The organism is Streptomyces sp. 2131.1 (assembly GCF_900105515.1).
GTDB classification, from domain to species: Bacteria; Actinomycetota; Actinomycetes; order Streptomycetales; family Streptomycetaceae; genus Streptomyces; species Streptomyces drozdowiczii.
Genome location: NZ_FNSY01000001.1, coordinates 3,924,654 through 3,945,910, shown reverse-complemented (window position 1 = coordinate 3,945,910; position 21,257 = coordinate 3,924,654). Strand labels below are relative to the sequence as shown.

Sequence of the window (21,257 nt, the reverse complement as noted above, 5' to 3'; positions counted from 1 at the left end):
GCGGCAAATGGGGGGGCGGCGTCACGGGGCTGGGCACGCGCATCCAGCCCCGCTCCTTCACCCACCCCCCATTGCCGCTCACTCCTTGATGCGGTGAGGTGTTGACCGGCTCATCGCTTGCCGGCGCCGAGGGCGGTGGCGAGTTTGTCGAGGGCGGCCTGGGCCTCGGTGGGGGCGGTGGTGCCGGAGGCGAGGAAGGCGAAGGCGAGGAGCCGGCCCCGGGTGTCGACGACCGTTCCGGCGAGGCTGTTGACGCCGGTGAGGGTGCCGGTCTTGGCGCGGATGAAGCCGGTGCCGCCTGCCTTGGTGGTGTAGCGGCCGCTGAGCGTGCCGCTGAAGCCGGCCACCGGGAGGCCCGTGAGGACGGGGCGCAGTTCGGGGTGGGCCGGGTCGGCCGCCCGGGCGAGGAGACCGGCCAGCAGGGCGGCGGTCACCTTGTCGTCGCGGTCGAGGCCGCTGCCGTCGGCGACGTTCACCCCCTTGATGGGCAGCCGGAGCTTCTTGAGCTGGGCGGTGACGGCTCGTCGGCCGCCGTTGAAGTCGGCGGGTTCGCCGGCGGCGACGGCGGTCTGGCGGGCCAGGGCTTCGGCGATGTCGTTGTCGCTGTTGGTCAGCGCCCGTTCGACGAGGCCGGAGAGGGGGGCGGAGAGGTGCGTGGCGACGGTGCGGGACTTCCTGGCGGGGCGGCCGGGGGCGGGTGCGCCCTTCGTGCTGACGCCCGCGTGGTCGAGGAGCCCGGCGAAGGTGCGGGCGGCGTCGCCGGCCGGGTCCTCGGTGCGCGGGGCGGGGCCCTTGGAGGAGTCGTCCTGGCGGCCCTCGTTCACCATGAGGGCGCTCATCGGCGCGATGTTCTCGTTGGGGCCGATCGGGTGGTGCGAGGGCCCCGAATAGCCGGAGGCGTCGTAGCGGAGCCGTACGGAAGGGACCTTGCCCGCCTTGAGGGCGCGGGCGGTCTCGGTGGCCAGGGCGCGCAGGGCGGCCTTGTCGAGGGTGGGGTCGCCGCCGCCGACGAGGGTGACGGTGCGCAGGTCGTCGGAGACGCGGACGGTGGTGGGGATGCGGTGGGCGGGGCCGAGCGCGCTGAGGGCGGCGACGGTGGTGGCGATCTTGACGGTGGAGGCGGGCGTCATGGGGGCGTCGGCGCCCTTGCCGTACAGCCGTTTGCCGGTGGCGGTGTCGATGACGACGGCGGCGCGCCGGTCGCCGAGCGCGTCGTTCCCCATCAGCGGGTCCAGGACGGAGCGCAGGTCGCGGACGGCTCCGGCCGGGGCGTCCTGCGTGACGGTGCCGGACAGTGCGGCGAGGACGGCGGGGGCGCTGGGGGCGGGTGCGGGGCCCTCGGGGTCGCCGGCGTCGTGATGTGCGCCACCTGTGCGTTCGGCGGCGGCCGCCCGGTCCCGCTCGGCCTTACGCTGACCCGAGTCCCAGGGGCCGGCGGCGAGGACGACGCCGGCCGCGAGGGCCAGCCCCGCGACGGCGGAGACGGCTGTGAACTGCCAGTTGTTCGCTCCGCCGCGTACGCCCAGGCGGGCCTTGAGGCCTCCGCCCGGCGCGCCGGGCGGTTCGGTCGACGGTCTTTCCACCGGCTCGGCCACCGTTGACCAGCCCCTTTCGCGAGCACACATCTGCGTGAGGGACACTTAACCACCAGTCGTATGTGTTGATCATGGAGGAGCCACCCGTGGAGTTCGACGTCGTTATCGAGATCCCGAAGGGTTCGCGCAACAAGTACGAGGTGGATCACGAGACCGGCCGGATTCGTCTGGACCGTCGGCTCTTCACCTCGACCAGCTACCCGGCGGACTACGGCTTCGTCGAGGACACCCTCGGTGAGGACGGCGACCCGCTGGACGCGCTGGTGATCCTGGAGGAGCCGACCTTCCCGGGCTGCCTCATCAAGTGCCGCGCGATCGGCATGTTCCGGATGACCGACGAGGCCGGCGGCGACGACAAGCTGCTGTGCGTCCCGGCGTCCGACCCCCGGGTGGAACACCTTCAGGACATCCAGCACGTGTCGGAGTTCGACCGCCTGGAGATCCAGCACTTCTTCGAGGTCTACAAGGACCTGGAGCCGGGCAAGTCCGTCGAGGGCGCCGACTGGGTCGGCCGCGCCGAGGCCGAGGCCGAGATCGTCGCCTCCCGCAAGCGCCTTGAGGCGCAGGGCGGCGCGCACTGACGTTCCGCTTCCTGTGAGCGGGCTTTGATACGGGCGGTACACCTCACCGGTGTGCCGCCCGTTTCGTGTGGCCTCCCTTGGGCTTGGCCATACTGGGCAGGAGTGCGGCCGAGGACGCGCAGCCGAGGAGGAACGAGGTCGAGTGGTGGCGGAACCGGGCGGGCCCGAGGACGAGAAGCCCCAGTCCGACGAGGCGCACAGCGCCTTCTCGCAACCGGCCGGGACCGAGCCGCCCGCTGCCCCGCCGGAGGAGGACCACCCGACGTCGGAATTCGCCCTTCCGGCCGGTGTGACACCGGACTCGCCGGCCCCGGGTTCCGGTTCCGGTACGGGTTCCGCTTCCGGGTCCGAGACGACCGGTTCGGCCTTCGCCCTGCCGAGCACGTACAGCTTCCGGGACTCACCGCCGGCCTTCACTCCGGCGCACGGCGTGCCGATGGTCAGGCTGACCAAGGAGGCGCCCTGGCAGGACCGGATGCGCACGATGCTGCGGATGCCGGTCGCCGAGCGCCCGGCTCCGGAGCCGGTCCAGCGACACGACGACTCGGGCCCCGCGGTGCCGCGCGTGCTCGACCTGACGCTGCGTATCGGGGAGCTGCTGCTGGCGGGCGGTGAGGGCGCCGAGGACGTCGAGGCGGCGATGTTCGCGGTGATGCGCAGCTACGGGCTCGACCGCTGCGAGCCGACCGTGACGTTCACCCTGCTGTCGATCTCGCACCAGCCGTCGCTGGTGGACGACCCGGTGACGGCGAGCCGTACGGTACGCCGCCGGGGCACCGACTACACCCGTCTGGCGGCGGTCTTCCGGCTCATCGACGACATCACCACGGCCGACGACGAGATCTCGCTGGAGGAGGCGTACCGGCGGCTGGCGGAGATCCGGCGCAACCGGCACCCGTATCCCGGCTGGGTGCTCACGATGGCCGCCGGCGGGCTGGCCGGGGCGGCGTCCGTGCTGGTCGGCGGTGGTCCGCTGGTGTTCGTGATCGCGGCGCTGGGGGCGATGCTCGGTGACCGGCTGGCCTGGCTGTGCGCGGGGCGCGGGCTCCCGGAGTTCTACCAGTTCGTGGTGGCGGCGATGCCGCCCGCCGCGATGGGCGTGGCGCTGACGCTGACCCACTGGTCGGACGTACGGCCGTCGGCGGTGATCACCGGTGGGCTGTTCGCGCTGCTGCCGGGGCGGGCGCTGGTGGCGGGCGTGCAGGACGGTCTGACCGGCTACTACATCACGGCCTCGGCGCGGCTCCTGGAGGTCATGTACTTCTTCATCGCCATCGTGACCGGGGTGCTGCTGGCCCTGTACGGGGGCCTCCAGCTGGGCGCGGAGCTGGATCCGGAGGCGCGGTTCATCACGCACGACCGGCCGGTGATCCAGATCTTCGCGTCGATGCTGCTGACCCTGGCCTTCGCGATCCTGCTCCAGCAGGAGCGGGCGACGGTGCTCGCGGTGACCCTGAACGGCGGCGTGGCCTGGATCGTCTTCGGGGCGATGGCCCGGACGGGCAAGCTCTCGGCGGTGGCCGCCACTGCTGCGGCGGCCGGGCTCGTCGGGCTGTTCGGGCAGCTGTTCTCGCGGTACCGCTACACGTCGTCGCTGCCGTTCATCACGGCGGCGATCGGGCCGCTGCTGCCCGGTTCGGCGACGTACTTCGGTCTGCTGGGCGTCGCGCAGAACGAGCTGGACCGGGGGCTCGCCTCGCTGTCCACGGCGGTGGCGACGGCCCTGGCCATCGCCATCGGGGTGAATCTGGGGAGCGAGATCTCCCGGCTGTTCATGCGGGTGCCGGGCGCGGTCGGCGGCGCGAACCGCCGCGCGGCCAAGCGGACGCGCGGCTTCTGACCGCGCGGCCCGCCGGACCGCGCGGCTCGCGGCCTACGGGATACGGCTTACGGGGGTACGGCGCTCAGCGCTTGGCGTGACGGCCGCGGCGGCCGGCGGCCGGGTCCTGCGGGGGCACCTCGCCGGCGACGGGGCCCTCCTTCTTGGCCTTGCTCCGGGCGCGCAGGAACTCGATCGCGATCGGGACGACCGAGATCAGCACGATCAGGACGAGCATCGCCTCGATGTTCTTGTGCACGAACTCGACGTTGCCGAGGGCGGCGCCGAGCAGCGTCACGCCGACGCCCCACAGAACGCCGCCGATGACGTTGAACACGATGAACGAGCGGTAGTTCATCCGGCTGACCCCGGCGATGATCGGGGTGAAGGTGCGCACGATCGGCACGAAGCGGGCCAGGATCAGCGACTTCGGGCCGTGCTTCTCGAAGAACTCGTGGGCCTTCTCGACGTTCTCCTGCTTGAAGAGGCGCGAGTCGGGCCGGCTGAAGAGCGAGGGGCCGACCTTGCGGCCGAAGAGATACCCCACCTGGTCACCGATGATCGCCGCCAGCGCGACCAGCACGCAGACCAGCCACAGCGGGGTGTGGAGCTTGTCCGTGGTCACCAGGAGGCCCGTGGTGAACAGCAGGGAGTCACCGGGCAGGAAGAACCCGATCAGCAGCCCGGACTCGGCGAAGACGATGACCAGCACGCCGGCCAGGCCGAACTGACCGATGAGATAGTCCGGGTCCAGCCAGCTCGGTCCGAGCGCAAGCGTATTCAAGGGTCCGGGCTCCAGGATGAGGTCGATAAGCGGCTGCGTGGCCGCCCCAAGCTATCAACGCCTTGGGACGGCCCCGGGTTCCACCCGCCTCCGTGACCGTTTACGACCGGCGGCGCGCGTTGGCCTCGATCGCGTCGCGCAGGTGCTCGGCGAGGCCGGGCCGCATGGCGTCGTAGAACGCCTTGAACTGCGGATCGGCGACGTACATCTCTCCGAGGCCCCGGTGGATCTCGTAGGTGCACTCGTAGTACCAGGTGCAGATGTGGAGCCGGTGCTCCTCCGCGAGGTCCGTGGCGCGCTCGCCGCCGGCCGGCTCACCGGCCTCCATCAGCGCGTCGTAGCGCTCGCCCCAGGAGGCGACCTCGGCCTTGATCCGCTGCCAGTCCTCCTTGGTGTAGCGGGCGGCCCGGCGCTGCGACTCGGCGTAGGTGTCGGTCCCGCCCCAGCGGCGCTCGGCCTCCTCCGCGTACTGGTCGGGGTCCTTGTCGCCGAAGACCTCGAACTTCTCCTCGGGGGTGAGGTTGATGCCCATCCTGCGTGCCTCCATCGCTGTCTCTACGGCGGCGGCCATCCGCTGCAACTCCTCGATCCGGTGCGACAGCAGCGCGTGCTGGCGCCGCAGGTGCTCCTGCGGGTCCGCGTCCGGGTCGTCGAGCAGGTCCGCGATCTCGTCCAGCGGGAAGCCGAGCTCCCGGTAGAAGAGGATCTGCTGCAGCCGGTCCAGATCGGCGTCGTCGTAGCGCCGGTGGCCCGCGTGGCTGCGCCCGCCCGGTGAGAGCAGGCCGATGGTGTCGTAATGGTGCAGGGTGCGCACCGTGACCCCGGCGAAGCCGGCGACCTGTCCCACGGAGTGCTCCATGGCTCCCCGCTCCTTCCTGTATGGGTACGGGTACGAGCCTGGGTCCTCACGCGACGTGAGGTGCAAGTCCCGCCCGCCGCCCGCACCTTTTAGAGGGTTTTACGGCTTTCGCGTCGCTATGGTGTGCCGATGCCGACCGATTCCGCCGTCGCCGCCGCCCCGCCGGCCCCCGCCCGCCGGCTGCTCGCGCTCATCGTGCCCGCCCTGGCCGTCGGCGTGGCCTCGGCCTTGATCCTCCTCGGGGTCAGCCTGCTCGCCGACCAGCTCCAGGACGTGCTGTGGGAGACGCTGCCCGACGCGCTGTCGGTCGGGCGGTACTCCTCGCTCTGGATGATCGTCATGCTCACGGTCACCGGACTGGTGACCGGCCTGGTAGTCCGGGCGGTTCCCGGCCGGGCCGGGCCCGACCCGTCGACCATGGGGCTCGTCGACCCGCCGCTGCCCCCGTACGTGGTGCCCGGCCTGCTGGTGGTCACCGTCCTGGCCCTGGCCGGCGGGGTCAGCCTCGGCCCGGAGAACCCGATCACCGCCGCCAACATCGCCCTGGCCGCCTGGGCGGGCCGCCGGATCGCCCCGGACGCGCCCGGTGAGCTGTGGCTCGCGCTCGCCGCCGCCGGCACCATCGGTGCCCTCTTCGGCACCCCGGTCGCCGCCGCCCTGATCCTCACCGAGACGCTGGCCTCGACGCCGGGCCCCGGCGCGCTCTGGGACAAGCTCTTCGGGCCGCTCGCGGCCGGGGCCGCCGGGTCGCTCACCATGTCGCTGGCCGCCCACCCCAGCTTCGACCTGTCGCTGCCGGCGTACACACACGCGCACTGGGGCGACCTGCTCGCCGCCCTCGTGATCGCGTCCGCCGGAGCGGTGCTGGGACTCGCGGCGGTGTACGCGTTCCCCCTGGCGCACCGCTTCTTCCGGGCCCTGCCGCACCCGGTGCTCGCCCTGACCCTGGGCGGTCTGGTGCTGGGCCTGCTCGGGGCGCTGGGCGGGCACCTCACCCTCTTCAAGGGGCTGGACGAGGTGAAGACGCTCGCCGCCGACCCGGACGGCTGGTCGGCCGCCGAGTTCGGGGCGATGGCGGTGGTGAAGACCGCGGCCCTGCTGATCGCGGCGACCTGCGGCTTCCGGGGCGGCCGGATCTTCCCGGCGGTGTTCTCCGGCGTCGCGCTCGGCCTGTGCGCCCACGCCCTCGTGGACGGGGTGCCGGTGGCACTGGCGGTGACGTGCGGGGTGCTGGGCGTCCTGCTGGCCGTCACCCGGCAGGGCTGGCTGAGCCTGTTCACGGCGGCGGTGCTGGCCGCCGACACGGCCCTGCTCCCGATCCTGTGCGTCGCCTCGCTGCCCGCGTGGCTGCTGGTGACCGGCCGGCCGCTGATGCAGCTGCGCGAGGACGGTACGCCGCTGCGCTGATCCGTACGGACCAGCAACGGATGGCGCGCGCGGCCCCCGCCCGTATTGTCGGATTCATCCGGTCTCGCGGGCGCGAGCCGAGAAGGGCAGGTCCGTGATGCCGCTCCACCGGGGCTCCGCGCACCAGGAAGAACCGTCGGCGCAGCAGAGCAAGCTGGCGCTCAACCCGTTCTACGGGGTCGCCGACCCGGTCGCCGGAATGGAGACCGCGCCGCCGCGGCACCGGATGCCGGACGGGCCGCTGCCGCCCCACACCGCGTACGGGCTCGTCCACGACGAACTGATGCTGGACGGCAACTCGCGGCTCAACCTCGCCACCTTCGTGACCACCTGGATGGAGCCCCAGGCCGGGGTGCTGATGGCCGAGTGCCGAGACAAGAACATGATCGACAAGGACGAGTACCCGCGCACCGCCGAGCTGGAACGGCGCTGTGTGTCGATGCTCGCCGACCTCTGGCACGCGCCGGACCCCTCGGCGACCGTCGGCTGCTCCACGACCGGGTCGAGCGAGGCCTGCATGCTCGCCGCGCTGGCCCTCAAACGGCGCTGGTCGGCCAGGAACGCCGACCGCTACCCGGCGACCGCCAAGCCCAATCTCGTGATGGGGGTGAACGTGCAGGTCTGCTGGGACAAGTTCTGCACGTTCTGGGAGGTGGAGCCGCGCCTCGTGCCCATGGACGGCGACCGCTTCCACCTCGACCCGCAGGCCGCCGTCGAGCTGTGCGACGAGAACACCATCGGGGTCGTGGGCATCCTCGGGTCCACCTTCGACGGCAGCTACGAGCCCATCGAGGAGCTGTGCGCGGCGCTGGACGACCTCCAGAAGCGGACCGGCCTCGACATCCCCGTCCACGTGGACGGGGCCTCCGGGGCGATGGTGGCGCCGTTCCTCGACCCCGACCTGGTGTGGGACTTCCGGCTCCCCCGGGTCGCCTCCATCAACACCTCCGGCCACAAGTACGGCCTGGTCTACCCGGGCGTCGGCTGGGTGCTGTGGCGCTCGCCCGACAACCTGCCCGAGGAGCTGGTCTTCCGGGTGAACTACCTGGGCGGCGAGATGCCCACCTTCGCGCTGAACTTCTCCCGGCCCGGCGCCCAGGTCGTCGCGCAGTACTACACCTTCCTGCGACTGGGCCGCGACGGCTACCGGGCGGTGCAGCAGGCGGCCCGGGACGTGGCGACCGGGCTGGCCGCGAAGATCGAGGAACTGGGCGACTTCCGGCTGCTCACCCGGGGCGACCAGCTCCCCGTCTTCGCGCTGACGACCAAGCCCGAGGTGACGGAGTACGACGTCTTCGACGTGTCGCGGCGGCTGCGCGAGCGGGGCTGGCTGGTGCCCGCGTACACCTTCCCGGCCAACCGGGAGGACCTGGCGGTGCTCCGCATCGTCTGCCGCAACGGCTTCTCGTCCGACCTGGCGGAACTGCTCCTGGAGGACCTGCGGCTGCTGATGCCCGAACTGCGCGCCCAGCCGCACCCGCTGACCCGGGACCAGAACGCGGCGACGTCGTTCCACCACTGAGGCGGGCCGCTACCCGGTCGCGTACGGGTTCTCCTCACCCTCGGCGAGCACCCCCACGAACGGGTCGCCCTCGCCCGCGAAGACGTACGCCCCGCCCTCGATCCGCTCGATCAGCCCGCGCGTCCACTCGGCTCCGGCGTCCGCCGCGTGGACCCACATGTTCATGATCTCGCCGATGTGCCCGGCCGACCCCGGGGTGTAGCGGTCGGTGACGTCGGTGCGCCAGGCCGCCAGGTGGGCCAGCCGCTCCCGGAGCAGGGACACCGCCTCGGAGCGTTCCAGGTCGACGATGAAGCCGATGCCCGCCGAGAGCACGTCCATCCGCTGGTCGTACGAGGTCAGCGAGGCGCGCAGCAGGGCGAGGTACTCCTCGGTGCCGCGCTCGGTGAGCTCGTACTCGATGCGCGGCGGGCCGCCCGCGGTGCTCGGGGCGACCTCGTGGGCGAGCAGCATGCCCTGCTTCGCCAACTGCTTCAGCGCGTGGTAGACGGAGCCGGGCTTGGCGTTGGACCACTCGTGGGCGCCCCAGTACTCCAGGTCGTTGCGGACCTGGTAGCCGTGGGCCCGGCCGTGCTGGCGCACGGCGCCGAGGACCAGCAGCCGGATCGCGGACATGCCCTCCACCTCTCTGGTCAACCCGGCCAGCGTAGCGGGGGCGCGCCCTCGGGGGCGTACGGCGAGGTCAGAAGGGGAAGACGCTGCGACCGTGCTGGACGGAGATCCACTTCTGGGTGGTGAAGGCGTCCACCGCCGCGTCCCCGTTCATCCGGCCGAGTCCGGAGTCCTTTTCGCCGCCGAAGGCGATGCCCGGGTCGTCGTGGACGGTGGAGTCGTTGACGTGGAACATCCCGGCCCGGATGCGCCGGGCGAAGCGCACGCCCCGCCCGGTGTCCGCGGTGTGCACGGCACCGCTGAGCCCGTACGGGCTGTCGTTGACGATCCGCACGGCCTCGTCCTCGCCGTCGAAGGGCACCAGCAGCGCGACCGGGCCGAAGATCTCCTGGTGTAGCAGCGGGGAGCCGTCGGGCAGCCCGGTGAGCACGGTGGGTTCAACGAGGTTGCCGCGCACCCGGCCGCGCACCGGCGCCTCGGCGCCCTCGGCGATGGCCTGGTCGACGAGGGCGGCCAGCGAGTCGGCGTGGAAGGTGTTGATGACCGGGCCTATACAGGTGTCGGGCTCGCGCGGGTCGCCGGTCTTCAGGGCGGCCACCCGGGCGCAGAACTTCTCGGTGAACTCCGCGGCCACCGGGCGGTCCACCAGGATGCGGTTGGCGGCCATGCAGACCTGGCCCTGGAAGACGAACCGGCTGAAGACGGCCGCGTCGACGGCGTAGTCGATGTCCGCGTCCGCCAGGACCACCAGGGCGCTGTTGCCGCTGAGTTCGAGGATGGTGCGCTTGAAGAGGCCGCCCGCGGTGGCGGCGACGTGCCGGCCGACCCGGTCGGAGCCGGCGAAGGAGATCACCTGGGGCACGGGGTGCTCGATGAACGCGTCGCCTATCTCGGCGATGTCGGTGACGACCACGTTGAGCAGTCCGGCCGGCAGTCCGGCCTCCTCGAAGATCTTCGCGATCAGGCCGCCGCCGACGACGGGCGAGTTCTGGTTGGCCTTCACGACGACCGCGTTGCCGAGCGCGAGGGCCGGTGCGACCGACTTCATCGTCACCAGGAGCGGGAAGTTGAACGGGCTGATGACGCCGACGACGCCGACGGGCAGCCGGTGGAGGAGGTTCTCCTTGCCGTCGGTGACGGAGGGCAGGATGCGCCCTTCCGCGGCCGTCGCCTGCCGGGCGGCCTCGCGCAGGAACTCCTGGGTGAGGCCCAGTTCGTACTCGGCCTTGGCGCGGGTGCCGCCCAACTCGTCGATGATCGCCTCGGTGATCTCGCCGGCCAGCCGCTCGGTGACCCGCTGCGCGCGCTCCAGGACGTCACGGCGCCGGAAGGGGCCGGCCTCCGCCCACTCCCCCTGCGCGCGCTCGGCGGCGCGGTAGGCGAGGTCCACCTCGGCGGCGGTGGCGATGGTGATCGCGGCGAGCTTCTCCCCGTTGTAGGGGTTGAAATCGATGATGTCCCAGGAGCCGGTGCCCGTCCGCCATTCACCGTCGATGTACTGGCCGGCCAGCTCTTGGAAGAAGGACATGCGATCCCTTAACTCAGGTGCAGACTCCTGTAGGAGTGTCATCGTACTGAAATTTCAGGAGAGTTGGAGAAGTCCCCGAAGCAGGTCACGGCTCTCTTCCGGGCCGGGGCTGTCCTCGTGGAGCAGCGTCATCGCCTTTTCGTACTGGGCGACTTCTTCTTCCTTGTCCAGATAGAGCGCGCTTGTCAGCTGCTCCAAATACACGATGTCCGACAGATCGGATTCCGGGAATCGCAGCATCGTGAAGGAGCCGCTCTCCCCGGCGTGTCCGCCGAAACTGAACGGCATCACCTGGAGCGTGATGTTCGGCTGCTCCGACATTTCGATCAGATGCCGCAATTGCGCCCGCATCACTTCCCGCCCGCCGTACGGACGGCGCAGCGCCGCCTCGTCCAGGACGGCGTGGAAGCGGGGCGCGCGCTCGGACACGAGGACCTTCTGCCGCTCCAGCCGGAGCGCGACCCGGCGTTCTACCTCGGCGGCGGGTGCGCCGCGCATGCCGCGCGAGACGACGGCATGGGCGTAGTCCTCGGTCTGGAGCAGTCCGTGCACGAACTGGACCTCGTAGGTCCTGATGAGCGAGGCGGCTCCCTCCAGACCGACGTACGTCTGGAACCAGCCGGGCAGCACGTCCCCGTAACTGTGCCACCAGCCCGCCACGTTGGCCTCACGCGCCAGGGAGAGCAGGGCATCGCGCTCCGCCTCGTCCGTGACGCCGTAGAGCGTGAGCAGATCCTCGACGTCCCTGGCCTTGAAGCTCACCCGTCCCAACTCCATGCGGCTGATCTTCGACTCGGAGGCCCGGATCGAGTAGCCGGCCGCCTCGCGCGTGATGCCGCGCGAGTCACGCAGTCTCCTGAGCTGGGAGCCCAGCAGGATGCGCCGCACCACGGACCCACTCGACTCGCCTGCCGCCACTGGTCCAACCCTCCCCATCGCTTCCTGGCATCGAGGTCCCCCCTGAACCCCAAGAGCCGGATTCTGCCATCAAAACGCTTCAGCCCGTACTCATTCGATTACTGAAATGGGAAGACCTTGGGAAGAGGGCGAAACCACGGGCGGGAAGAAATGAGCAAGAACCGGACGGGGTCGGACAGGTCCGGCGCGTGCACGTGCATCTGCCCTTGCATCTGCTGTGCGCATTCGGAACCATGGAGCCCGCGCACCTGCGTGCTCGTTCGTGTTGTGCCGCTGTACCCGGTACGCAAGTGCCGGCGCAGCCGCGATTCCCGGGAGTGCCTCGCATGGGGACGAATGGATCGACGATGCTCGAGCCGTTACGGCAGGGGCTTCCCCCCATCGATCCCTCAGCCGTCTCCGGATCCGCCACCTGCACACTCCCACCGCGCTACGAAGCGGTGGGCGGGGCCAGGCAGTTCACCCGGTCGACCCTGGGGGATGGGGACTGAACGAGCGCTTCGACGACGTCGCGCTGGTCGTCTCCGAGCTGGTCACCAACGCCCTGCGGCACGCCCTGCCGGCCGACGCCCCGCGCGAATCCCAGGAACCCGCCGTACGGCTGCACCTGATGCGCTGGACCTCGCGGCTGGTGTGCGCGGTGCGCGACCCGAGCCGGGCGAGCCCGGTGGCCTCCGAGGCGGCGGACTCCGCGGAGTCGGGGCGCGGCCTCTTCCTGGTGGAGTCCTTCAGCGACTGCTGGGGCTGGCACCCCTCGCCCGTACTGAGCACCGAGAGCACCCCGGGCACGGCGGCGGCGCGGGGCAAGGTCGTCTGGGCGCTGTTCAGGCTGGCCGACCCGGTGTGACGGGGGCGGTGCGACCGGCCGGTCGGACCGCGTGGCACACCGACCCGAGGGCCGGGTTCCGCTCCGAGCGAGCGGAACCCGGCCCTCCGTCATGTCCGGAAATCGCGGTTCTCAGCGCACGCGATGGCCCTCAGCCCACGAGATGGTCGAACTCGCCGTCTTTCACACCCAGCAGCAACGCCTCTATCTCCGCCGGCGTGTAGACGAGCGCGGGCCCGTCGGGATGGCGGGAATTGCGCATCGCCACATCCCCGTCGGGCAGTTTCGCGAACTCCACGCAGGAACCCTGGGAGTTGCTGTGTCTGCTCTTCTGCCAGACGACTCCGCGAAGCTCTGTGGCCGCCATGCCGTTGTACACGTGGTGCACAGGACGCTCCCCGAGTTGCAAGGTGCAAGTGTCAACTGACCCGGATCATAGCTGTGTTCAATTCGCAGTGCATGAGCGGATGCACGGGCAGATGCACGTGCACGCGGGGTGTTCCCGCGATTACAGCTCCTGCCGGGATAGACGTACGAACGGGCTCTTCGGCTCCCGATTCCGGAAGTTGACTCCTCGGCATCCCCGGCGACCCACTGGTAGCTTGGACGGCCATTCGTCTTCCAGGGGGAATTCCACATGCACAAACTCGCACGTACCGGCGCAGTCCTCGCCACCGGTCTGCTGACCGCGCTCGCGCTCACGGGTTGCGGGAGCGACGGCGACAAGGACGACTCGGGCAAGGACTCCGGATCCACGGCGGCCCCCGCGTCCGGCGGCGCGTCCTCCGGCGGGGACTCCGCGGGCGACGCGAAGGACCTGGAGGGCGCCTGGGCGGGCAAGAGCGACGACAAGCCCGTGGTGCTCTCGGTCTCCGGCGGGAAGGCGGTCGTCGTCGCCGATTCCCATGTCTGCTCGGGCACCGTCTCCGGCACGGGCAAGCCGGAGCTGGAACTGAAGTGCGTCGACGGCGACACCACCCGCATTACGGGTGCCGTCGAGTCCAACGACGGCAGGACCGTGGTCGTCGCGTGGGGCTCCGGGACCAAGGACACACTCGTCAAGACCGACTCGGACGCGCTGGAGAACCTCCCGGACCTGCCGGACATGTCCAATCTTCCCGAGCTGCCGACGCCCTGACGTCACGACGCCAGCCCCTGTGAGAAGTCCTCCAGGGTTTCGAGGAGCAACGTGACGTTGTTGCGTACGAGTTCGGTCCCGGCGGGAGGCGACGCCCCGGCCTCCGGCGCCTCCTCCCGCTCCCGGCACTCCGCCTCCCAGCTCTCCAGGGCCTCCCGCACCGGCCTCCAGTCCGGCACCCGCCGCTCCCGCACCGCCTTGGCGCCCCGGTCGGTGGCCCGGCGCAGCGCCTCGGCGAGCGGGGCGGCCCCCGGTACGGACGCGGCCCCCTTCCTCGGGATGTGCGCCTCCAGGAGCATCGCCACCCGGCCGAGCTGGGCCAGGGCGTGCTGGGTGGCGTCGGCGGCGCCGTGCGAGAGGCCCCGGTGGCGCACCGGTTCGTGCCGGGCGGTCGCCACCGCCTCCTGCCAGGCGACCCTGGCCTCCCGGGTCGCGAGCAGCGCCCGCCGCACGTCGTCCTGGCCGCGCTCGGCCGGGTCCGCATACTGGTCGACGACCGCCGCCGCGTACCGGCCGCCCTCCTTGAGCCAGTCCCCGAGCCGGCTGCGCAGGCGCGGGGTCTCCCAGGCCGGGTAGACGGCGTACGAGATCATCGCCAGGAGCCCGCCCGCCAGGGTGAGGAGCACCCGCTCGAACACGGTCTGGGAGAGGTCGTCGCCGGCCATGCCGAGCAGGAAGACGACGTACGCGCCGACGCACGCCTGGCCGACCGCGTAGCCGGTCCGCATCAGCAGGTACATCAGCAGGGCGCAGGCCACGGCGAGGGCGGCGAGCGGTCCGGTGCGCGGGTGCGCGGCCTCGACGATCGCGGAGGCGAGGGACACCCCGACGAGGGTGCCGCCGAAGCGGGCGACCGCGCGGGAGTAGGTCTGCGAGAACTCCGGCCGCATCACCATCACCGCCGCGAGCGGCGCCCAGTAGCCGTGCCCGAGCGGCAGCAGGCGGCCGATGAGGTAGCCGACCGCCGCCACCGCGGCGAGCCGGACGGCGTGGCGCAGGATCGGGGAGCCGCGGTGCGCCTCTCGGCGCATCGCCCCGAGGATCACCGGCACCAGCCGCAACAGGGTGGGCCGCCGGTGGTGGTGCTCGGGGGGCAGCCGGCTCTCCTTGATGGCGTCGGCGGCCTCCTCCGCCCCGGCCCGCTCCTCCTTGGTGCCGTCGCCCTCGGCCGCCTCGATCACGTCGGAGAGCAGAGCGGTGAGCCGGTCGGCGGCGCGCAGCGGCGGGCCGGTGAGCAGGGCCCCGGTGTCCGGGGTCTTCAGCGCGGCGACGGCGGGCGCGGGCAGCGTGACCGGGTCGCCCTTGCGGATCGCCCGGGCCGCAGCGTCGAGCAGTGATCCCGCGGCGCCCAGCAGTTCGCGGACGCGGTCGCGCTCGGGGCCCTCGGCGGGCACGCCCATGGCCGGGTCGGCGAGCGAGGCCAGCACGGGCCTGATGCGCTCGGCGACCCCGCGTGAGCCGTGCAGTTCGGCGGGGCGGCGGCGGGCCTCGCGCACGGTGACGGCGGCGGCCCGGCGGGCGAGCATCAGCGGCACCGGGTCGAAGTGGGCGGCCGGGTCGTGGCGCAGCCGCCGGGCGTAGTCGGCCTCGGCGGCCAGGGCGTCGGCGAGCGCGTCGCGCTGGGCGCCCCATCTGCGGATCGGGAAGAGCACGATCAGCGCCGCCTGGACGACCCCGCCGAACATGATCATCGCGCCGTGCAGGGCCGCCTCGGCGGCGGAGGTGGGCAGGGTGATGGTGACGAGCATGATCGCGACGTTGGACGCGGCGATGATGCCCCCGGTCGGGCCCGCCGCCCAGGCGAGCCCGGCGAGGAAGGTCCAGACGACGAGGAGGGCCACGAAGAGCAGGAGATGGGTGCCGGTCACATAGCCCACGAAGGTGGACAGGCCGAGGCTCACGCCGGAGATCAGGGCGAGCACGGGGCGGGGGCGCCAGCTGCGCTGGAAGGTGGCGATGGCGGCCTGGAACGCGCCGAACGCGGAGCTGGCGGCGACCACGGGCCCGAAGAGCGCCAGGCTCACCCCGATGACCAGGGCGAGCCCGGCCGCGCCGCGCAGCGCGATCAGCGGTTCGAGGCGGCGCCGCTCGATCTTCAGGCCGGAGCGGGCGGTCTCCTTCAGCGCCCGGAGCCAGCTCATGGACCGAGCCTAACCGGAATTACCGTTTCGCCCGAGTTGTCGGAGCAAGGGGTCTCGTAGGCGGTCACTCAGCCCCGGATACCCGGTGCGTCCCCGCCCATCCGGGCACGGTCCGCCGCCGCCGTGCCGTGGGTCCAGCCGTCCAGGTCCGTGGCGCCCCTGACCCGGGTGGTCGTGGTGCGCGGGAACATCTGGTCGGCGGTCTCGGTGACCGCCAGGTCGCGGGCGGCGAGCACCGGGAGCAGCGCGGTACCGGCCGCCGTGTCGTTCTCCGCCTCGGCCGTGGCGCGGGCGGTCCCGTCGGCCAGCCGGCTGCCCAGGCGCTGGGCGTACGCCATCAGGAAGGACTGCCGGAACGTCTTGGTCCGTTTGCGTCCTCCGGCCCGCTGGCCCGCCTCCGCCCGGGTCATCGCGGCGGTGCCCTGCACGAGGAGCGAGGTGTGGAGCAGTTCCACGGCCTCCAGGTCCGCCTCGAACCCCACCACCGTCGTGAAGCCGAGGTCGCTGTTCCACACGGCCCGGCAGCGGTTCGCCGAGGCCACCGCGTCCAGCAGGATCGCCTTGGCCGTCTCGTACGGGGCGTCCACGCCGATCCGGCAGGCGCCCGGGGTGCGGTCACCGTGCGTACGGGCGGCGAGCAGGGCCTCGTCGATGCTGTGCCGGGCCATCAGCTCCTGCGCCTTGGTGGTCAGCGCCTCCGCCTCCTCGGGATAGCCGGTCGCCTCCGCCTTCGCCAGCAGCGCGCGGATGCGGGTCAGCATGCGGGGCTCACCGGCGACGGGCGGCCGGTGCAGGACGTCGCGCGCCGCGCCCGGCGGGGGCCCGACGGGCTCGATGACCGGGAGGTTCAGCAGCAGCCGGTGGAGCGCGAGGAGCGCGGAGGCGTACGAGAACCGGTCGGGCCTGCCCGGGGGCGGCACGGCGGGCAGCTCGTCGAGCTGGGAGCGCCAGCGCGGCGGCAGCTCGTCGTATCGGCGGACCTCGGAGGCGATCAGCCCGGCGGCCAGGCCGGCCGCGTGCTCGTCGAGGTCGCGGCGGACGAGGCGGACGACGTCGGCGGGCAGCCAGCCGCGCTCCCAGGCCCGGCGGACGGACTCCTCGCCCCGGCGGGCCAGCTCGGCGTCGGCCTCCGGGGCGGCGGCGAGCAGCGAGGCGCCTGTGTCGAGACCGGCGTCGCCCTCCGTGTAGAGGGCGGCCGCGAACGCCCGGTCGATCACCGATTCCATGCGCCCAGCGTAGGCGTCCATCTGTCCACAGCCTGTGGATATCGAACACGCGACCGATGTCGGGTGGGCGGTCCGGTGCTCCCGCCGTTGTCAGTGCCGGGTGCCAGACTCGCTCGTATGACCGAACGCTGGGCGCTGGCCGTCACGGAGAGCGGGGGCGCGCGCCTCGCCCCGCTGGACCGCGCCGGCCGCCCCGCGGGCCCGGTCCTGACCGAACCGGACCTGGCCGGCGCGGTCCGCTCCCGCCCGGACGTCGCCCGCTGGGTCTGGCGCTCGACGGCGGAGGTCTACCCGCGCCTGCTGGCCGCCGGGGTGCGGGTGGAGCGCGCCTACGACGTGGAGGCGGCGGAGTCCCTGCTGCTCGGGCACGAGGGCCGGCTCGGCGAGCCCCGCTCGGCCGCCGCCGCGCTGGCCCGGCTGCGCGGCGGTCCGGTGCCGCCCGATCCGCCGCCCCGGTCCGCGGAGCCCGGCTCCCAGTCCTCCCTGTTCGAGCCCGCCTCGGGTCCGGAGCTGCCGTTCGACGCCCTGACCGAGGTGTACGCGGCCCAGCTCGCGCGGCACGACGCGACGGACCGGCCGGACCGGATGCGGCTGCTGACGGCCGCCGAATCGGCGGGAATGCTGGTCGCGGCCGAGATGAACCGTGCGGGCCTGCCCTGGCGGGCGGACGTCCACCGCGAGGTGCTGCACGAGCTGCTCGGCGAGCGGTACGCGGGCGGGGGCGAGCCCCGCCGGCTGGCCGAGCTGGCCGACGAGGTGTCCGCCGCTTTCGGCCGCCGGGTCCGCCCGGACCTGCCGGCCGACGTGGTGCGGGCCTTCGCGCGGGCCGGGATCAAGGTCCGCTCGACGCGCCGCTGGGAGCTGGAGACCCTGGACCACCCGGCGGTCCAGCCGCTCGTCGCGTACAAGAAGCTGTACCGGATCTGGACGGCGCACGGCTGGAGCTGGCTCCAGGACTGGGTGCGCGACGGCCGCTTCCGCCCCGAGTACCAGCCGGGCGGCACGGTCAGCGGGCGCTGGACGACCAACGGCGGCGGGGCGCTCCAGATCCCGAAGGTGATACGGCGGGCCGTCGTCGCCGACGAGGGCTGGCGCCTGGTGGTCGCGGACGCCGACCAGATGGAGCCGCGGGTGCTGGCGGCGATCTCCCGCGACCCGGGCCTCATGGAGGTCGCGGGCCACGACGGCGACCTCTACACGGCCCTGTCCGACCGCGCCTTCCACGGCGACCGCGACCACGCCAAGATCGCGCTGCTCGGCGCGGTCTATGGCCAGACGTCCGGAGACGGCCTGAAGAACCTGGCGGCCCTGCGCCGCAGGTTCCCGCGCGCGGTGGCCTATGTGGACGACGCCGCGAAGGCGGGCGAGGAGGGCCGTCTCGTACGTACCTGGCTGGGCCGCACCAGTCCGCCGGCGGCGGGGCACGGGGAGGACGGCGAGGCGGGCATCCCACAGGAGGAGGACGGCGCGCGCTCCGAGTTCACGCCCGGTTACGCCTCGTCGGACGCGAGGGCGCGCGGCCGGTTCACGCGCAACTTCGTGGTCCAGGGCAGCGCCGCGGACTGGACGCTGCTGGTCCTGGCGGCCCTGCGCCGGTCGATCGCGGAGGCCGGGCTCCGGGCCGAGCTGGTCTTCTTCCAGCACGACGAGGTGATCGTGCACTGCCCGGCGGCGGAGGCGGCGACGGTCGCGGCGGCGATCCGGGAGGCCGCCGAACTGGCCGGCCGCACGGTCTTCGGCGAGACCCCGGTGCGCTTCCCGTTCACCACGGCGGTGGTGGAGCGCTACTCGGACGCGAAGTGAGCGCGCAGTGAGGGGCGTGCGTACGGCCCGAGCCGAACCCCCTCCGGCCCGGGCCGTGCCGCCTCCGTGCCCGGGGAGAGAGCCCGGGCACGGAGGCGCGGCGGTTGCGGTCGCGCCGCAGGTCTGCCTGTCTACCCGCGTTCCCACAACGCGGGGACATTCGGCGGCTCCCAGCCGGTCAGGGCGGTGTGAGCCTGCAGACAGCGATACGCGACCCCGCCGTATGTGACGCGGTTTCCCGCGGTGTAGGACGTCCCGGCCCTCCAGGTGCCGCCCGGTTCGGTCGGCGGATCGGTCGGGTCGGTGGGGGGATCGGTCGGGTTCTGGGAGACGTCGAGGACGAAGTCGAAGCTGCCTTCCTTGCCGGAGCCGACCGCCCGTACGTTCATCAGCAGCGCCGCGTCGTACAGCATGTCGGTGTTGTTGCGCGGCTCGCCCGGGAAGTACAGCTGCGTGGTGAGGATGCCGGAGCCGGGCGCCTGGGCCTTCACGTGAATGTGCCGGGTGCGGCCCGGGTAGAGCCCCGGCACGATCGTGGTCAGCGTGAACGCGCCGTTCTGATCGGTGAACTGGTGGCCGCGGAAGCCGTAACCGCTCATGTCGTACGCGCCGTTGGTGTCCGCCTGCCAGAAGTCGAGCAGCACGCCGGAGATGGGGCGGCACTCGCGGCCGAAGACGTAACCGCTGACGGTCAGTGGGACGCCGGGCGTCGACGAGGTCACCAGGCTGGTGCGGAGCGGGGAGTTGGGCTTGAAGTACGGGCCCTCGATCTGGTCGTGCGTCGGCTCGTCGCCGTCGTCGCAGTCAGGGGTCGGGGCGAGCGGTGCCCCGCTCGCCCCGGTGTCGCGCGCCAGCGCCACCCCGCCGCCCGCGAACAGCGGTACGGCGGTGGCCACGAGCGCGGCCTTCAGGAGGGACTTGCGGCTGATCGCCGGGCCGCCGGCGGCTTCGGCGGAGGCGGTGGGCTCGTTGCTCTCGGAGGACTCGGGGGATGCGGGGGGCATGGCTGACGGACTCCTCGGGGTGGTGGGGGAAGGGCACGTGCGCGGTGCGGGGGCCCGGGGCGGCGTCGCCCCGGGCCCGTTCCTCTCGCCTGAGGGGCTGGGGTGGCGGTGGTTACAGGGCCTGCCACAGGGCGGGGACGTTCGGCGGGGTCCAGCCGGGCTGCGCCAGGTGGCCCTGGAGGCAGCGGTAGCTCGCCGAGCCGTACGTCACCACGGCACCCGCCGCGTAGGTGGTCCCGGCCGCCCAGGTGCCGCCCGGGTTCGTCGGCGGGTCGGTCGGGTCGGGCGGGGTGGTGGAGCCGTTGGTGACCAGGCTCAGCCCGTACGCCTGGAGCGCGGGGTTCAGCGGCTGGAAGTACGTCACACCGCCCTGCGAGCAGTTGCCGGTGCCGCCGGAGGTGACGCCCTGGGCCTGGCTGCCCGAGATGAACGAGCCGCCGGAGTCGCCCGGTTCGGCGCACACGTTGGTCCGGGTCACCCCTGAGACGGTGCCCTCCTGGTAGGTGACGCTGCTGTTGCGCTGCTGGACCGTGCCGCAGTGCCAGCCGGTCGTCGAACCGGACCGGCAGACGGAGGAGCCCTCGATCGCCTCGGTGGAACCGGTGACGGTCACATCGCCGTTGCCGTAGCCGTTGACCAGCGGGCGCGGGGTCCAGTTGGTGTTGGCGGCGACCCAGGAGTAGTCGCGGCCTGGGAAGGTGGAGCCCTGGAAGGAGCCCTGCGCCTGCTGGTTGTAGCCGCTGGTGGAGACGCCCGGCGTACCGCAGTGGCCGGCGCTCACGAAGCCGCCCTGGGTGCCGCGCTTGACGGGGAAGCCGATGGAACAGCGGCCGGAGCCGTTCATGTAGTACGCGTCGCCGCCGCGCAGGTCCGCGAAGGTGCGGGGCTGCTCGGTGGAGCGGGTGACCGTCACCAGGCCGGCGGAGACCCCGGCCTTCGCGAGGAACGCGTCGGCGGCGGAGGCCTTTCCGGCCTGGACGACGACGCGGTTGGTACGTACGTCCACGTACCAGGCGGGTATGCCCTTCGGGGCGGTGCGCAGCGCGACCCGGTCCAGGGCTGCCTTGGCCGCGTCGAGTTCGGCGAGGCTGTGGTCGACGACCTCGGCGCGGGCGCCGGCCTTCGCGATGCGGGCGGCGTCCGCGGCGTCGGTGGTGGCGACGGTCAGGTCCGCGGCGTCACCGCCGACCCGGGCCCCGGCGAACCGGTCGCCGAGCGAGTACCGCAGCCCGGCGGTGACGGCGGCGGCGCGCGACTCATTGCCGATGCGGCCGCGGGCCTCGGCGGCGGTGAGCCCGAGGTCCCGTTGCATGGCCTTCAGCAGGCCGGGCGAGAGCGGGGCGGCCTCCGCCGCGGGGGTGGGGGATGCGGGATCGGCGGACGCGGTGCCGGTCAGCCCGGCGAGCGCGAGCGCGCCGACGGCCACGGTGGCGGTACACGCGGCCAGGGCCCGTCTGCGGAGCATGGATCTCTCCACGGAACTCTCCTTGGATT

Annotated in this window: 17 protein-coding genes and 1 pseudogene; 7 read left to right on the top strand and 11 right to left on the bottom strand. The window is 72.6% G+C overall.

What is annotated here, in order from left to right; all coding sequences use genetic code 11:
- Positions 1-110: 110 nt before the first annotated feature.
- Positions 111-1,595, bottom strand: a complete 1,485-nt coding sequence (gene dacB, locus BLW14_RS17645; RefSeq protein WP_093708212.1) for a D-alanyl-D-alanine carboxypeptidase/D-alanyl-D-alanine endopeptidase — start codon at positions 1,593-1,595, stop codon at positions 111-113.
- Positions 1,596-1,681: 86 nt separating this feature from the next.
- Here dacB and BLW14_RS17640 point away from each other — a divergent pair, with 86 nt between their 5' ends.
- Together BLW14_RS17640 and BLW14_RS17635 are read left to right on the top strand one after the other, a co-directional pair.
- A complete protein-coding gene (locus BLW14_RS17640; protein WP_018520452.1) occupies positions 1,682-2,176 on the top strand; it encodes an inorganic diphosphatase in 495 nt (164 codons plus the stop codon).
- A 142-nt stretch (positions 2,177-2,318) separates the two neighbouring features.
- Positions 2,319-4,016 (top strand): threonine/serine exporter family protein, encoded by a 1,698-nt coding sequence (locus BLW14_RS17635; RefSeq protein ID WP_093708211.1) that lies wholly within the window; start codon positions 2,319-2,321, stop codon positions 4,014-4,016.
- A gap of 64 nt (positions 4,017-4,080) precedes the next feature.
- Here BLW14_RS17635 and BLW14_RS17630 read toward each other — a convergent pair whose 3' ends face one another.
- Together BLW14_RS17630 and BLW14_RS17625 are read right to left on the bottom strand one after the other, a co-directional pair.
- The gene (locus tag BLW14_RS17630) at positions 4,081-4,779 is read right to left on the bottom strand and encodes a DedA family protein (RefSeq protein WP_093708210.1); all 699 of its coding nucleotides are present in this window, start codon (positions 4,777-4,779) and stop codon (positions 4,081-4,083) included.
- A gap of 100 nt (positions 4,780-4,879) precedes the next feature.
- Positions 4,880-5,638 carry a MerR family transcriptional regulator gene (locus tag BLW14_RS17625; RefSeq protein ID WP_093708209.1) on the bottom strand — a complete coding sequence of 253 codons (759 nt, stop codon included), beginning with the start codon at positions 5,636-5,638 and terminating at the stop codon, positions 4,880-4,882.
- 129 nt (positions 5,639-5,767) lie between these two features.
- Between BLW14_RS17625 and BLW14_RS17620 the strand changes: the two genes are divergently transcribed.
- Positions 5,768-7,045, top strand: a complete 1,278-nt coding sequence (locus tag BLW14_RS17620) for an ion channel protein (protein ID WP_093708208.1) — start codon at positions 5,768-5,770, stop codon at positions 7,043-7,045.
- A 97-nt stretch (positions 7,046-7,142) separates the two neighbouring features.
- Entirely contained in the window at positions 7,143-8,567 is a 1,425-nt protein-coding gene (locus tag BLW14_RS17615; protein ID WP_093708207.1) for a glutamate decarboxylase, read from the top strand.
- Between the two features lie 9 nt (positions 8,568-8,576).
- On the opposite strand, the gene BLW14_RS17610 is transcribed toward BLW14_RS17615, so the two are convergent.
- From BLW14_RS17610 to BLW14_RS17600, 3 genes are all read right to left on the bottom strand, one after another.
- Positions 8,577-9,182 carry a PadR family transcriptional regulator gene (locus BLW14_RS17610; RefSeq protein WP_093708206.1) on the bottom strand — a complete coding sequence of 202 codons (606 nt, stop codon included), beginning with the start codon at positions 9,180-9,182 and terminating at the stop codon, positions 8,577-8,579.
- A 67-nt stretch (positions 9,183-9,249) separates the two neighbouring features.
- Positions 9,250-10,707, bottom strand: coding sequence for an aldehyde dehydrogenase family protein (locus tag BLW14_RS17605; protein WP_093708205.1), 1,458 nt, complete (start codon positions 10,705-10,707; stop codon positions 9,250-9,252).
- A 54-nt stretch (positions 10,708-10,761) separates the two neighbouring features.
- Entirely contained in the window at positions 10,762-11,643 is an 882-nt protein-coding gene (locus BLW14_RS17600) for a helix-turn-helix domain-containing protein (protein ID WP_093708204.1), read from the bottom strand.
- A gap of 329 nt (positions 11,644-11,972) precedes the next feature.
- Here BLW14_RS17600 and BLW14_RS17595 point away from each other — a divergent pair.
- A pseudogene (locus BLW14_RS17595) lies at positions 11,973-12,472 on the top strand (ATP-binding protein).
- A gap of 130 nt (positions 12,473-12,602) precedes the next feature.
- Here BLW14_RS17595 and BLW14_RS17590 read toward each other — a convergent pair.
- The gene (locus BLW14_RS17590) at positions 12,603-12,839 is read right to left on the bottom strand and encodes a DUF397 domain-containing protein (protein WP_018102227.1); all 237 of its coding nucleotides are present in this window, start codon (positions 12,837-12,839) and stop codon (positions 12,603-12,605) included.
- A 249-nt stretch (positions 12,840-13,088) separates the two neighbouring features.
- On the opposite strand from BLW14_RS17590, the gene BLW14_RS17585 reads away from it, so the two are divergent.
- On the top strand, positions 13,089-13,589 hold the full coding sequence (locus BLW14_RS17585; RefSeq protein WP_093708203.1) for a hypothetical protein: 501 nt from the start codon (positions 13,089-13,091) through the stop codon (positions 13,587-13,589).
- A gap of 2 nt (positions 13,590-13,591) precedes the next feature.
- On the opposite strand, the gene BLW14_RS17580 is transcribed toward BLW14_RS17585, so the two are convergent.
- Positions 13,592-15,730, bottom strand: a complete 2,139-nt coding sequence (locus tag BLW14_RS17580; RefSeq protein ID WP_093708202.1) for an FUSC family protein — start codon at positions 15,728-15,730, stop codon at positions 13,592-13,594.
- 68 nt (positions 15,731-15,798) lie between these two features.
- Positions 15,799-16,956, bottom strand: coding sequence for a DUF2786 domain-containing protein (locus BLW14_RS17575; RefSeq protein ID WP_093708201.1), 1,158 nt, complete (start codon positions 16,954-16,956; stop codon positions 15,799-15,801).
- A gap of 117 nt (positions 16,957-17,073) precedes the next feature.
- Here BLW14_RS17575 and BLW14_RS17570 point away from each other — a divergent pair, with 117 nt between their 5' ends.
- Positions 17,074-18,759 carry a bifunctional 3'-5' exonuclease/DNA polymerase gene (locus BLW14_RS17570; RefSeq protein WP_093708200.1) on the top strand — a complete coding sequence of 562 codons (1,686 nt, stop codon included), beginning with the start codon at positions 17,074-17,076 and terminating at the stop codon, positions 18,757-18,759.
- Between the two features lie 131 nt (positions 18,760-18,890).
- Here the strand turns inward: BLW14_RS17570 and BLW14_RS17565 are convergent, their stop codons facing one another.
- Together BLW14_RS17565 and BLW14_RS17560 are read right to left on the bottom strand one after the other, a co-directional pair.
- Positions 18,891-19,763, bottom strand: a complete 873-nt coding sequence (locus tag BLW14_RS17565; RefSeq protein ID WP_093708199.1) for a dioxygenase family protein — start codon at positions 19,761-19,763, stop codon at positions 18,891-18,893.
- Positions 19,764-19,875: 112 nt separating this feature from the next.
- A complete protein-coding gene (locus tag BLW14_RS17560; RefSeq protein ID WP_093708198.1) occupies positions 19,876-21,228 on the bottom strand; it encodes an alpha-lytic protease prodomain-containing protein in 1,353 nt (450 codons plus the stop codon).
- Positions 21,229-21,257: the final 29 nt, after the last annotated feature.

Excerpts from the sequence above, each read along its gene's own strand:
- BLW14_RS17625 (WP_093708209.1), bottom strand. The coding sequence starts at position 5,638 with ATGGAGCACTCCGTGGGACAGGTCGCCGGCTTCGCCGGGGTCACGGTG.
- BLW14_RS17620 (WP_093708208.1), top strand. The coding sequence starts at position 5,768 with ATGCCGACCGATTCCGCCGTCGCCGCCGCCCCGCCGGCCCCCGCCCGC.
- BLW14_RS17615 (WP_093708207.1), top strand. The coding sequence starts at position 7,143 with ATGCCGCTCCACCGGGGCTCCGCGCACCAGGAAGAACCGTCGGCGCAG.
- BLW14_RS17610 (WP_093708206.1), bottom strand. The coding sequence starts at position 9,182 with ATGTCCGCGATCCGGCTGCTGGTCCTCGGCGCCGTGCGCCAGCACGGC.
- BLW14_RS17605 (WP_093708205.1), bottom strand. The coding sequence starts at position 10,707 with ATGTCCTTCTTCCAAGAGCTGGCCGGCCAGTACATCGACGGTGAATGG.
- BLW14_RS17600 (WP_093708204.1), bottom strand. The coding sequence starts at position 11,643 with ATGGGGAGGGTTGGACCAGTGGCGGCAGGCGAGTCGAGTGGGTCCGTG.
- BLW14_RS17585 (WP_093708203.1), top strand. The coding sequence starts at position 13,089 with ATGCACAAACTCGCACGTACCGGCGCAGTCCTCGCCACCGGTCTGCTG.
- BLW14_RS17580 (WP_093708202.1), bottom strand. The coding sequence starts at position 15,730 with ATGAGCTGGCTCCGGGCGCTGAAGGAGACCGCCCGCTCCGGCCTGAAG.
- BLW14_RS17575 (WP_093708201.1), bottom strand. The coding sequence starts at position 16,956 with ATGGAATCGGTGATCGACCGGGCGTTCGCGGCCGCCCTCTACACGGAG.
- BLW14_RS17570 (WP_093708200.1), top strand. The coding sequence starts at position 17,074 with ATGACCGAACGCTGGGCGCTGGCCGTCACGGAGAGCGGGGGCGCGCGC.
- BLW14_RS17565 (WP_093708199.1), bottom strand. The coding sequence starts at position 19,763 with ATGCCCCCCGCATCCCCCGAGTCCTCCGAGAGCAACGAGCCCACCGCC.
- BLW14_RS17560 (WP_093708198.1), bottom strand. The coding sequence starts at position 21,228 with ATGCTCCGCAGACGGGCCCTGGCCGCGTGTACCGCCACCGTGGCCGTC.